A 13,278-nucleotide genomic window follows, 5' to 3' on the forward strand; every position below is an offset into this window, starting at 1 on the left:
TGAAGTGCGGAATGTGGGTTTTAAATCACGGTATACCAATTAGCCTGTACTCCAAAGCCAAGAAATTTGATAAAAACAATAACGGTTATGCTTGTGAACCTGACGAGGCAACAGATATCTCTCAGCAGCAAAGAAATATAGAAACTTCAGCCAAAGTAAATATAAGTTGCGCGCCTAAGAGTAATCAATCTCGCATACTCTCTAGTCCCAACCCAAACGATATTCATCCTAATTGGAAAGGTGAAAGCTATATAGGAACTTCCTGGAGTTTAATAGCAAAACAAATTATTAAAAACGATATAGCTACTTATCTTAAAGGCGATTTATATTCCCCGCGTGGAGGACTCATAAATGAAAATATCTTCGTTCTAGAAAATGAGTGGGATTGTAATTCAAATTAAAACTATCACATATCTTAAATAATGATTTGGGAAATTAGATGATGATATCAGTCCCGATTACCTTAGAACTACTAATTACGGCTGTAGAACAGTTACAACCGGAAGAACGAGCAATAGTAGCTCAAGCATTGATAAAGTTTGATTTAGCTGCTGACTTAACAGCTTTAACTCAAAAATTATACTCCCAACCGCCAATTAATGATATTACCGATGATGATATTATGGCAGAAATCAAAGCTATGCGTCAGCAAAACCGCTAAACACGAAATTTCGACTAAAACAAGAACTTGGAAAAATCAACCAGATTTAACATCAATATTTGCTGAAATTGACTAACATTGATATCATTTCCCGGCATCAGATTACCTCCCTAATTTCTACTCTGGTACCACTAATCCCTGGAGTGGTTGTGATGCTTGTTCTTCAGTCAGTCCCCGGCTTTGAACTAAAACTCCAAAGTTGCCTAGTCCCCCTGGGTTAATGAGTTGGTGTAGTCCTTCCCGTCGTTGTAGCAACTGTGATATTGGTTGCTGTTGCCAGGAGATAGCAGCTAATCTTTCACCTATGCCCAAAGCCATTAAAAATAAACCTTGTTGCGTCCAACCAACCTTTTTTAATCCACAGCTTTCACCCCAAACAGATAAGGCTGTAAAATCAACATGGGCAGTGATATCTTGTCTGCCAATATTGATATAGGGATTATCATGATGACGATGTTGGTAGTAGCACTGGAGAGTTCCCTGCCGTCGCTGAGGATGATAATAACGATCAGCATGGTAGCCATAATCAATTGTTAACACATACCCCCGTTCCAAGCAGTCTGCCACTATACTCAACCAGTCCAAGGCGGCTAAATTAATTTCACTGCGATAGCCATTTTCATAAGTATTTTGGCTTAAATTAATTCCCACCAAATCAAAATATTCTGCTAGTTGCGGCGTTGATGGTTCTCCTATAACTTCAATAAAGATAGGTTGAGAATTATTTTCCGCAATGGTGACGTAAATTTCGCGCAATTCCCCAGCTTCTAAAGTGAATTGATGGACTGGAAAAGCATCCAACAATTCATTAGAAAAACAGCAACCCGTCAGAGATTTAGGTTCTATTTCCTCTAAATTACACCACTTTACAGAAAAATCTTGTAACAGTTTTTGTTGTTCTTGTTTTAAAGTTGATGATTTCTCGACAATGATGTATTTAACAGCCGCAAAAAAATTTGGGTATTCTTCCTTGATGTAGTTGAGAATATGGGATGCTAAGATACCTTGACCTGCTCCCATTTCTACCAAAGAAAAATAGATGGGTTGATCTAAAATCTCCCACATTTGGTAAAATTGCCTTGCTAGTAACTCCCCAAAGTCAGCCCCCAAACTGGCAGATGTGAAAAAATCACTCCCCTGAAATCCGATTTTGACATCGCTGGAATAATAACCATATTGTGGATGATATAACACCATATCCATATATTCTGCAAAGGTAATGCGTTTTTGGGGACTGGTGATAATGCGATGGGATATGGCTTGACACAATGCGGGATGGGAGTCCATAAAATTTAATTAAAATTTAATATATTCACAAAGTATGTAACCTATGTTGCATTTTGGCTTAGGTTCTATAAATAGTCCGCTAATTCTAAAAACTCTTGGGATATTTCAATTAGTATGCTACAAACATTATTTTATATTCTTATAGCATAATTTAATTGTTTTTCGGAGATGTCTAATGAAAAAAATATTTCTAAAATGGCAACGTCAAACTAGAAAACTGGGATTTTTAGCGGCTATGATAACCGTGAGTATGGTTGCTTTCTTCATGCTATCATTCCCCTTAAATGCTCAAATTTCTAAATCCACAGAATTACGGGGAGTATGGTTAACAAATATTGATAGTGATGTTTTATTTGAGAAAGAACGGTTAAAACAAAGTTTACAAACATTACACCAACTCAACTTTAACACCGTTTATCCCGCCGTCTGGAATTGGGGATATACCCTTTATCCTAGCAAAGTCATCGCCAAAGTCATTGGTAAATCAGTTGACCCTACCCCCGGACTCCAAAAGCGAGATATGCTCAAAGAAATAGTAAGGGATGGACATAAACAAGGTTTAACAGTAATTCCCTGGTTTGAATTTGGATTTATGGCACCTGCTGATTCACTTTTAGCTAAAAATCGTCCTTATTGGCTAACAAATCGTAGCGATGGCATAAAAATAGTCAAAGAAGGAACACATAACCGAGTTTGGTTAAATCCCTTTCGTCCTGACGTGCAACAATTTATTCAAGATTTGATAGTAGAAATAGTTAAAAACTATGACATTGATGGGATTCAATTTGATGACCATTTCGGCTTACCATCAGAACTGGGATATGATGCCTATACCACAGCATTATACAAGAAAGAACACAAAGGTAAACTTCCCCCCGCAGACTTTAAAAATCCAGAATGGGTAAGTTGGAGAGCGAATAAAATCACCGATTTTATGAAGCGAGTATTTGTAGCAATTAAAGCTAATAAAAAAGATTGTATCGTTTCCGTCGCTCCTAATCCCCAGCGTTTTTCTTATGAATACTTTCTTGCAGATTGGCAGAAATGGGAAAGAATGGGAATAGTTGAAGACTTAGTTTTACAAATTTATCGTAATGATTTAAATGTCTTTATCAGCGAATTAGAATATCCCGAAGTTAAACAAGCCCAAAATCATATTCCCGTCAGTATTGGGATTTTAACTGGTTTAAAAAATCGCACAGTTCCCATGGAACAAATCAAAACCCAAATAGGGAAAGTGCGAGAGAGAAAATTTGCCGGCGTTTCCTTCTTCTTCTACGAAACCCTCTGGAACATGAGCCAAGAAAAACCCCAGCAACGCCAACAAGCATGGCAAAAAATCTTCCCCACACCCGCAAATTACCCCAACCTATTAGCAAAGAGCCTTCTGTAATTCGTTCCCATACTGTGTATGGGAACGAGATAAATTACTAAAACTCAACCTTTACACTTTTAATACAGTTCTCTGTGTTCTTTGTGCCTCTGTGGTTGGTTAAAAAAATTGAATTTATACCCATGTATTTTCAATTAGCATTATTTCTAACTACCGATACCCAAACGCCCAGCTAAAGCAGGAGTTAAAGGTAAAAGAGTAGCAATCATCAAAAACAAAGCCAAAAGGCATAAAGCCGCCCTAGCATCATCTGGTTCAGAGATTTCATTTAAACTAGGGCGTTCTAAATCGCGTTGTAAAAACAGAATGACAATTGCCCAATACATCGCTAAAGGATTACCTAATGATACGATAGCCAGTAAAACTATCGTGGCAAAAGTGGTTCTTCCTGCGGTTTTGCGTCCATAAATCGCTTGCACAATTCGCCCCCCGTCTAGTTGGCCAGCCGGCATTAAATTCAACGCAGTGATGACTAATCCTAACCAACCAATAATCACTAAAGGATGAATATTCACCACTGGAGACTGTAAAGCCGAACCGAGGACAACTCGTGCCAAACTACCGACTAAAATCGAACCTTGGAAAAACTGATTGGGTAATTGGAATAAACTGCCAGGGTGAGAAAGTAGTAACCCTATCACCAGTAATAACAAAGAAGTAATCCCCCCAAAAGCCGGTCCTGCCAAAGCAATATCAAATAAGGCCTTGCGGCTAGGTACAAGGGATTCAAACCTAGTAATTGCCCCAAAAGAACCAATTTGTACTGCTGGTAAAAAGAACGGCCAACTTAACTTCACTTGGTGACGACGTGCTAACAACCAATGTCCAATTTCGTGAGATAACAAAATTGCAGATAAACCTAAACCAATAGGTAAAGCTTCTGCAAACCGTTCGGGGTTACTAAATAAATCGAAATTCTGTAATATACCGCCAACTTCTAAACTTGTAGCGATAGTTGCTATCAACAAAATTACGGCAAAAACTTTTTGTCCTACCTGTGCTGGACGGGGATCAGTACGGCTAGGTAAAACAATAACTACAGGTTTACCGTCAGTATTTTCTACTAAAAACAGCCGATATTTATCCTCTAACCGTGCTTGTAAACTTTGTGTCAGTCGGTTGTGAACTGTTTCTGGTTCACCCCGCAAGTTGCCTTTAAAAACTACTCCCTCTTGGTAGGGAATGGTTTCTGTGGCAAAAAATGTTTCAATGCCAAAAATGCCTTTAATGAGGTTTAAATCTGCTTCGGGTATGGGGGTTGGTTCTAATTTCAGTTCTGCGACGATGACTGGACTGGTTTTATCCCCTTGGCTTAAACCTTCAGCGGCCAGTCGTTCTGTTGCTCTTTGCTTGAGAATAGCATCTTGACCGGCAGCCCTTAACTTTCTGCCCAGGAAAATATACAAACCCGCAGAAGCTACCACTAAGAACAATATCCCGACGATATTGATATAAATGCCAGCAGCAAATAGTCCAAAGAATAACAGCCAGGGAGTCATTAAGACGACGGATTGTAACCAGGCTAAGATACCTAGTTTACCAAAAGGTCTGGCGCGATAAAACCCCCAGCCTAAAATGCCGGACGCTATCAGCACAATGGCTGCAATTATAGGAGTTTCTGATGAAGTAAACATTGCTAAACCTTTGCTGTTGAGACCGAAGCTAGTACCGCAGTGCGGAATTAAAAATTAAAAATTAAAAATTAAAAAAGCAGATTACACAAGCTTTTGTCAAATTTTTAATGGTTGATTGACCGGGAATTTTAGATTAAAAAAATTTGGTACAAGTCCCGTCCTCGAGGACGGAGAAATCGTCAAGCCCAAATCCATTTTTTTCAAGTTCTACACTTGAGGCTGGAGTCAATCCAAAATCCAAAATCCAAAATCGAGTGACTTACGCCGTTGTGTACTAGTACAAGTCTGTTTTTCTATACATTTTAACATTTTTGAGGATAAAATCAATAAATAAGTTGATTTTTTTCTGCTCAAATTGCGCTATGTTGTTGTGACACTACACGCAGTTATCAAGCTTTAAATAATATTTTTCTGTTAAAGAATTGACAAAGTGCAATTTTCATGAATTGAAAATTCGGCACAAAATCAAGGTCTTAAAGTTCTGATGCTGTCTGAGGAGCAATAATTTCTCCTGTTCCTAGTTTTAAGATCATATCCTGATCGGTAATTAATTGATTGAGTTCTTTAACTCGTAAATTCATTTTTTCGCAAGCTTGGCGTAATTCTTGAGCAAATGTATTAATATCATCACCATAACCACACTGATAAGCGGCGGTTTCTATTCCTTGATTTGCATTTGCTCTAGCACAATCTACTAATTCTGTATCATGTAATGGTTGTAGAGATGCCATAGGTTAATTTTTCAGTAAGTATTGATATTATGCCCTTGAGCAATACTATGATTTATTCAATGTTGATTCATCTCTCTTGAGGATTAAAAATAAATATTTTTGTATAAATGTAGATTAGGTTCATGTTAGGAAAACTAATACAAATTTTATGTGAGCCTGTATATATTTATTCCCTCCGGCTTTGCCCCTCTTACAAAGAGGGACTACAGAGAGTATTTTTTTGTGCATCTTCCTACAGAAGTTGTATAACCTATTTAATTTTTGTGTTGGGTTAGGTTGACGCTAAGAAAACCAACATAATTCAAATTACATCTATTAATAAATTGCAGCTAAATAATTATTTTTGATTTATGAAAAAAACATTAATAATTTATATTTGTACTCTTCCTTGGGATATATATTAGATAACACAATAGTTTAGGTAGGACATGGGGATGGGAATATGGATATTAATGATTGGCAACTTGATCAATTTCGGGGTTTACAATTAACTTTACGCGATCGCTGGAAAACAAGCGAGTTATTTGACAATAGCGAAGCGGACATTTTAATTATTCCCTCTTTGAGTATAGATCAGCGAGAACTTCTCAAAGTAGAAGGTTGTGAACATTATGAAGAAAGATTACTTTTTTCCTTAATTCGGTTACGAAATCCCCGAACTAGATTAATTTATGTCACATCAATGCCACTGCATCCCAGCATCATTGACTATTATTTGCAATTACTTCCTGGTATTCCCTTTTCTCATGCGCGTCATCGCTTGTTATTACTTTCTACCTATGATGCTTCTTTAAAACCCCTCAGCCAAAAAATATTAGAACGTCCTCGGTTATTAGAAAGAATTCATAAAGCTTTGCGGTTAGATAAAGCTTTTATGGTTTGCTATAATTCCACATTTTGGGAAGCAGAATTATCTTTAAAATTGGGTGTACCTTTATATGCTGCTGCGCCAGATTTGCAAATTTGGGGAACAAAAAGTGGAAGTAGACAAATTTTTAAAGAAAGTGGTATTCCCTTTCCCGATGGTAGCGAATTAGTCAAAAGTTCTGAAGATTTAGCTAATGTTGCGGCTGATTTATGGGAACATCAGCCAACATTACAAAGAATAGTAATTAAGTTAAATGAAGGTTTTTCAGGTGAAGGGAATGCACTATTAGATTTAAGAAAAATCATGGATTTTGCACCAGGAAAAACTGATCATATTCAAAGAGTAACAGCAATTAAGAATAGCTTCCCCAATTTACGTTTTCAATCTATACAAGAAACCTGGGAAAACTTTTCTAAACGCATTCCCGAATTAGGTGCAATTGCGGAAGCTTTTATAGAAGGAGAAATCAAATATTCTCCTAGTGTCCAAGGTAGAGTTACACCTAATGGGGAAGTAGAAATTCTTTCTACCCATGACCAAATTTTAGGCGGACCAGATGGACAAATTTATATAGGTTGTCGCTTTCCTGCGGATGAAAAGTATCGCTGTCAATTGCAGGATTTAGGTTTAAAAGTTGGGGAAAAATTAGCCGAAAAAGGTGCTTTAGAAAGATTTGCTCTTGATTTTGTGACTGTGGACGAAGGTAATGGTAAATGGAATATTGAAGGGATTGAAATTAACCTCCGTAAAGGAGGAACAACTCACCCATTTATGACGTTAAAATTATTAACTAATGGTCATTATAATTTTGAAGATGGCTTATTTTATAGTCAACAAGGTAGACCTAAATATTATATTGCCACTGACAATTTACAAAAAGATATTTATAAAGGATTATTACCGAATGATTTAATGGATATTATTGCCCACCATAGATTACATTTTGATAGTGGCACGGAAACAGGTACAGTATTTCATCTTATGGGTTGTCTGTCGCAGTTTGGTAAATTAGGATTAACCAGTATTGGTGATTCACCCCAAGAAGCAGAAGATATTTATAACAAAGTGATTGAGGTTCTTGATCTAGAAACTAGTGGTGATCATAATTATGCTATATCTGCTGATTATAATTTTCCTATGACTGGAGATGGATATAGTTGTTAATTGCAAGAATTCAGGAGTTCAGGATGAAGAATGATAAAAGATCAGAACTTACGGAAAATATCTCTCAAACCCTCATTTCTCTGTGAACTCTGTGCCTCTGTGGTTCGTTATTCCGTAATTCTTGCGTAAGTCCTAATATCTATAATAAATGATTCAAAGGTAATGAGAATTTTTTCCATAACCACTACAAAATTAAAGTTTTGTGCTTTATTTACAGGAATATCTACAACTCAGGTGAAATAGACGCTAAAATCGATCCAGCCTTTGTATTTTCGTGGTTTTGACCCAGATAACTCAGAGTGCGGTTAACTGCATAAATCCCCATTGTCAACGTCCCTATCCCCAACCCTGGGGAAACAAATTCTGTAACAGTTGTGGCGCACCGCTATACCTGTTAGACCGTTATTTCTCCCTAAAACGCCTTGGTGAAGGGGGATTTGCCCAAATTTACACGATTTGGGATGAAAAAACACAAACAGAAAAAGTGCTAAAGGTGCTGGTGGAGACTTCACCGAAAGCGCTGGAATTGTTCATGCAAGAAGCGGAAGTTTTAAGTAGTTTCCGTAGCTCCGGCGTGCCTAAAGTTGAGGCTGATGGTTATTTTCAAATTAATTTGGTTAATCCTAAACCCCATCAATTACCTTGTTTGGTGATGGAAAAAATCAATGGCTATACTTTAGAGGAAGTATTAAAAAATTCTCCTCAAGGTTGTGCTGAAGATTTGGTAATTGGTTGGTTTATTCAAGTTGTGAAGATTTTGGAGGAATTGCATAAACGCCAAATTATTCATCGAGATATCAAACCTTCTAATTTAATGTTGCGTACTTCCTCACCTGCAACCCCTGCCAAGGATGATCAATTAGTATTAATTGATTTTGGCGGTGCTAAACAGTTTAGTGGTTCAGTTTTGCAATCGCATTCCACCTCTACACGATTATACTCTTCCGGTTATAGCCCTCAAGAACAAGTTCGCGGTGGTAATGTTGGTCCAGCAGCAGATTTTTATGCGTTGGGTAGGACTATGATTCAATTACTTACAGGGAAATATCCCCCAGAATTGGAAGATAGTCTCACAGGCAAATTACAATGGCGTAATTACCGACACATTAACCCAGATTTAGCCGATTTGCTAGATGAAATGGTGGAAGATGATGTAAAATCGCGCCCAGCCCATGCCGCTATTATTCACAAGCGATTAATTAAAATTGCTTCTCCATCATCAGGTAAAAATTTATTTACACACACCAGTAAAACCGTTACTACATCCATTACAGATTTTACTCAAGCAGTCGGTAATACTACTTTATTTATTATTCAAGGCATATTCAAATCTTTATTAGCTTGTCTAATGACTGTTTGGGTAATGATGTTGACGAGTATTTGCGCGGTGCTAGGAACTATAATTGGTTTTGTATTGGCTTACCAAACCAGTTTAGGCGATCGCTGGCTAGCATTACTCGTCCATCAACTACCAAATTTAGTTGAAAATCAACCTTATATCGCCGCAGAGACCATAGTATATGCTTTTGCTGGTTTAGGCACAGGTTGGGGATTAACATTATCTAGTTGCTTTGACCAAAAGCGACGGTTTCTCATTACATCTTTTATGGGATTAATCGGTTATAGTTTAGGCTGGATAGCTTGCCAATTCATCACCACAGAAAATAATGCCGAAACATTGGTAGTATGGATGTTAATTTCACTTCCCCTGCTTACCTTGGGTTTAGGTCTTCGCAGCCATAAAATAGCCTATACTGTAATTGCTGGTTTAGGTAGCGCCAACTTCATCGCTATTTTGGTACGTTTAGGGTTAGGACTACATTTATTCCATTTTGCCAGAGAACCCCAAGGACTGGATATATTAGCACCCCTGGGCTTTTTTAGTTTTGTTAGTATCTTGCTTAGTTTGTGCTTAAGTATAAGTTATTACTTTATTGTTCCTTGCTTACGCTGGCTGGGTTGGCGGTAATGCTATTCCTGCCTGTTACTAAAAACACAGATACCCCCGGTTCTTTTAAACTATGAACCAGGGGTATCTCATATTTGGTAGACTATAAATCTTTCGGTATACAAAGTTGATACTACTATACACCCTTTATTCCCATTTGCATAGTTCTGTAATAACAATTTATATAACTTTTGTCAACTCTTTATCATGTCTTTATATTTAAGCCGCGCCAAAGTGGCAAAATTCCTTGTTAGTCTTGTTACAACAGTAGCATTTTCACTATAAACAGTTATTTATGATGAAAAACAGAGTTAGGGAATTAAATTTTTTTTCATGCTAAACCGAATTAAAGAATTAACAACAAGTATATCACCCCGTTTAGTCGAAATTCGCCGACATATTCATACACATCCAGAACTGAGCGGAGAAGAATATCAAACGGCTGCTTTTATTGCAGGTGTATTATCAGCCAATGGCTTGCACGTAGAAGAAGGTATAGGTAAAACAGGCGTAATTGGTGAATTAAAAGGGACTCAACCTAGTGATAAAATATTGGCAATTCGCACCGATATGGATGCCTTGCCCATTCAAGAACGCACAAATTTAGACTATGCTTCTCGCATTTCTGGAGTCATGCACGCTTGTGGCCATGATATTCATACTACCGTGGGTTTGGGAACAGCGATGGTACTTTCCCAAATTGCCCCAGACTTAGGGGGAAAAGTACGGTTTTTATTTCAACCAGCAGAGGAAATTGCCCAAGGTGCAACCTGGATGGTAAAAGATGGAGTAATGAATGATGTTGCAGCTATTTTGGGGTTACACGTTTTTCCTTCCATTCCTGCGGGTTCGGTGGGTATTCGCTACGGTGCGCTAACAGCAGCCGCAGACAGTTTGGAAATTACCATTATTGGTGAATCTGGACATGGTGCGCGTCCCCATGAAGCTATAGATGCAATTTGGATTGCAGCACAAGTAATTACATCATTACAACAAGCAATTAGTCGGACTCAAAACCCATTGCGTCCCGTAGTATTAAGTATTGGACAAATTAATGGGGGAAGAGCGCCAAATGTCATTGCTGATAAAGTACAGTTATTAGGGACAGTGCGATCGCTTCATCCAGAAACCCGCGATAAACTACCAGCATGGATTGAAAATATAGTTGCTAATGTTTGTAATTCCTATAATGCCAAATATCAAGTTAATTATCGTCAAGGTGTACCCAGTGTACAAAATGATAATGCCTTAACACAATTATTACAATCATCAGCAGAAGAAGCTTGGACTAATGATTGTGTGCAAATTTTACCAGAACCATCTTTAGGTGCAGAAGATTTTTCTGTTTATTTAGAACACGCTCCTGGTTCAATGTTTCGTTTAGGTGTAGGCTATGAAGATAGAATAATTAATCATCCCTTGCATCATCCACAATTTGAAGTTGATGAATCTGCTATTATTACGGGAGTAGTGACCTTGGCTTATGCAGCTTATAAATATTGGCTAAATTCAGAACTATGATTTGGGTGATTATTTTGATGAAGATGATTAATTATTTTCATGAATTGAACTAATCATCAACATCAGAAACATCATAAAAATCACAGCAATTATAGTCCTTGGTTACTGTTGAAATAAATTCAAAATATCAGACTGTCAATTATGCCACCTATCGAGCCTTTAGATTCTACCACATCAGAAACAAGTACTAATAATTGGTACTTAGTGAGTGTCCGTTCTAAAAAAAGAGAAGTATTTTTAAAATATCTCAAATTAGCAATTACTCAAAATCAACTACAGGATTTAATCATAGATATCAAAAGTCCCCAAGATTTAGTTTATGAAGATATTGTCTTATTAAAAATAAGTAATTTCAAAACTGCTTATATCCAACTCAAAAAAATCGAATGTTTCCAAAATATTGAACGTAAACCTTTAGCCCAAGCACAAGTAAATAGAATGCTAGGTATGGGATAAAATTTGTTATAGTAGGTAATGGGTAATAGAACACAGATTCATTAATGTTATATTCCCAACAAACAAAATTAATTATCATTTCTATACTCATCGTCACAGCGATGGGTTTTTTCTATTGCTTGGCAGGAGTTTACTTATTATATTTTAGGTTCTTTTATGGGTTAGTTGTGGTTAAAAAAACTCCAAGGAATAGATAATGCAAAAAAGAGTAAAAGTTAAACCAAATGCCAAACAGCAAAAGATTGAAGAATTAGCAGATGGGAGTTTAAATGTACATCTAAAATCACCACCCGTAGATGGTAAAGCCAATGAAGAGTTAATTAAACTATTAGCAAAAAATTTTGATGTTCCTAAATCATCAATCAGAATTAAATCTGGGGCAACCTCTCGACAAAAATTAATTGAAATTGATGATATTTAGAAACAGGTAAAAGGCAAGAGGCAATAATTTTTACCAATTACCAATTACCTATCTAAATACAGCAGTTTCGAGGTAAATGAGGTACAAACTGAAAACCCCAATATGGCTTACGCTGCGCTATCAAACAGCAACAGTATTTCACCTCCTGCCTCCTGCCTTCTGCCTCCTAGTGTATTAACCTACTTCTGATGGAGTGGGGATAACACCATCAATGTGAGATAGACTATTAATGGTATAACGCTGTTCAGGAACTGGATAACCAGCCTCTCCAAAGGTTTCACAAATAGCTTTATTAGTGTCGAAATAGACTTGCCAATAGTGAGCATTATTGCAATAAGGACGGACTGCTAGTACGGGACCAGCTAAGTTAAAGGTGAGAATTTCTACTTCTGGGGCGGGATCTTTTATAACATTAGGAATTTGGCTAATTTTAGCTTTCAAAAGAGCGATCGCCTGATTATGATCTACATCATGAGCTAATTGAGCCAACAAATCAACCCGCCGATAAGGATTAGTTGAGTAATTCTGAATATTATCAGAAAATATTTTGTTATTGGCCACAATTGTCATCACGTTATCAAGCGTATTGATCGAAGTTACAAACAGTCCAATTTCGGCAACTGTTCCTGTTACCTCTCCAGCAGTGATAAAATCACCAACTTTGAAAGGTTGAAAAACAACTAAAAATGCTCCCGCTGCAAAGTTTGCCAACAGTCCTCCCCATGCTGCACCAATAGCAATACCAGCAGCAGCCAGCAACGCAGCAAAGGAAGTTGTTTCCACACCAAAGAAGCCAAGAATTGCGACAACTAGAACAATTCTTAATGTCACGGAAATGATATTTAACAAATAGTGAACCAGTGTCGGTTCAATATGTTGGCTGATAAAACCACGTTTTAATAGCCTTATGCTAAATTCAATTAATTTCTGAGCAACTATCCAAAGAAGAATTGCACCAACAACTTTAAATCCAAAAGTAGTTAATAGCTCGATAACTACTTTACCAATCTGTTGAAAATCCATAAATTATGTTTGTTTTTGTATTTTTAACACAATCACAATACAACCTAATTTCAGTAAAAAGACGGATAAATAATTTTTTTTTAATTTTTAGTTACATCACATCTTAAATGGTGTTAATAACAGTCATATATGGGAAAAATATAGAAAAATTAAACATTCCATTTAGCACAA

12 protein-coding genes are annotated in these 13,278 nt (G+C 37.0%); 8 read left to right on the forward strand and 4 right to left on the reverse strand.

Going from position 1 to position 13,278, the window contains the following annotated elements; genetic code table 11:
* Together CUN59_RS04855 and CUN59_RS04860 are read left to right on the forward strand one after the other, a co-directional pair.
* Positions 1-401 (forward strand): hypothetical protein (locus CUN59_RS04855; protein ID WP_207765366.1); only part of this gene is annotated, 401 nt, incomplete at its 5' end.
* A gap of 38 nt (positions 402-439) precedes the next feature.
* The gene (locus tag CUN59_RS04860; RefSeq protein WP_104386774.1) at positions 440-661 is read left to right on the forward strand and encodes a hypothetical protein; all 222 of its coding nucleotides are present in this window, start codon (positions 440-442) and stop codon (positions 659-661) included.
* Positions 662-778: 117 nt separating this feature from the next.
* On the opposite strand, the gene CUN59_RS04865 is transcribed toward CUN59_RS04860, so the two are convergent.
* Entirely contained in the window at positions 779-1,948 is a 1,170-nt protein-coding gene (locus tag CUN59_RS04865; RefSeq protein WP_104386775.1) for a class I SAM-dependent methyltransferase, read from the reverse strand.
* 175 nt (positions 1,949-2,123) lie between these two features.
* On the opposite strand from CUN59_RS04865, the gene CUN59_RS04870 reads away from it, so the two are divergent.
* On the forward strand, positions 2,124-3,341 hold the full coding sequence (locus CUN59_RS04870) for a glycoside hydrolase family 10-like protein (RefSeq protein ID WP_104386776.1): 1,218 nt from the start codon (positions 2,124-2,126) through the stop codon (positions 3,339-3,341).
* Between the two features lie 146 nt (positions 3,342-3,487).
* Here the strand turns inward: CUN59_RS04870 and CUN59_RS04875 are convergent, their stop codons facing one another.
* Together CUN59_RS04875 and CUN59_RS04880 are read right to left on the reverse strand one after the other, a co-directional pair.
* On the reverse strand, positions 3,488-4,975 hold the full coding sequence (locus CUN59_RS04875) for a site-2 protease family protein (RefSeq protein WP_104386777.1): 1,488 nt from the start codon (positions 4,973-4,975) through the stop codon (positions 3,488-3,490).
* A gap of 473 nt (positions 4,976-5,448) precedes the next feature.
* Positions 5,449-5,706, reverse strand: a complete 258-nt coding sequence (locus CUN59_RS04880; protein WP_104386778.1) for a hypothetical protein — start codon at positions 5,704-5,706, stop codon at positions 5,449-5,451.
* A 442-nt stretch (positions 5,707-6,148) separates the two neighbouring features.
* On the opposite strand from CUN59_RS04880, the gene CUN59_RS04885 reads away from it, so the two are divergent.
* From CUN59_RS04885 to CUN59_RS04905, 5 genes are all read left to right on the forward strand, one after another.
* The gene (locus tag CUN59_RS04885; protein ID WP_104386779.1) at positions 6,149-7,738 is read left to right on the forward strand and encodes a peptide ligase PGM1-related protein; all 1,590 of its coding nucleotides are present in this window, start codon (positions 6,149-6,151) and stop codon (positions 7,736-7,738) included.
* 280 nt (positions 7,739-8,018) lie between these two features.
* Positions 8,019-9,707 (forward strand): serine/threonine-protein kinase, encoded by a 1,689-nt coding sequence (locus tag CUN59_RS04890; protein WP_165790155.1) that lies wholly within the window; start codon positions 8,019-8,021, stop codon positions 9,705-9,707.
* Between the two features lie 312 nt (positions 9,708-10,019).
* The gene (locus tag CUN59_RS04895; protein ID WP_104386781.1) at positions 10,020-11,207 is read left to right on the forward strand and encodes a M20 family metallopeptidase; all 1,188 of its coding nucleotides are present in this window, start codon (positions 10,020-10,022) and stop codon (positions 11,205-11,207) included.
* A gap of 141 nt (positions 11,208-11,348) precedes the next feature.
* On the forward strand, positions 11,349-11,663 hold the full coding sequence (locus CUN59_RS04900) for a chromosome segregation ATPase (RefSeq protein WP_104386782.1): 315 nt from the start codon (positions 11,349-11,351) through the stop codon (positions 11,661-11,663).
* Positions 11,664-11,859: 196 nt separating this feature from the next.
* Positions 11,860-12,084, forward strand: coding sequence for a DUF167 domain-containing protein (locus tag CUN59_RS04905; RefSeq protein WP_104386783.1), 225 nt, complete (start codon positions 11,860-11,862; stop codon positions 12,082-12,084).
* 174 nt (positions 12,085-12,258) lie between these two features.
* Here CUN59_RS04905 and CUN59_RS04910 read toward each other — a convergent pair whose 3' ends face one another.
* Positions 12,259-13,107, reverse strand: coding sequence for a mechanosensitive ion channel family protein (locus CUN59_RS04910; RefSeq protein WP_104386784.1), 849 nt, complete (start codon positions 13,105-13,107; stop codon positions 12,259-12,261).
* Positions 13,108-13,278: the final 171 nt, after the last annotated feature.

The organism is Cuspidothrix issatschenkoi CHARLIE-1, assembly GCF_002934005.1.
Classification (GTDB): domain Bacteria; phylum Cyanobacteriota; class Cyanobacteriia; order Cyanobacteriales; family Nostocaceae; genus Cuspidothrix; species Cuspidothrix issatschenkoi.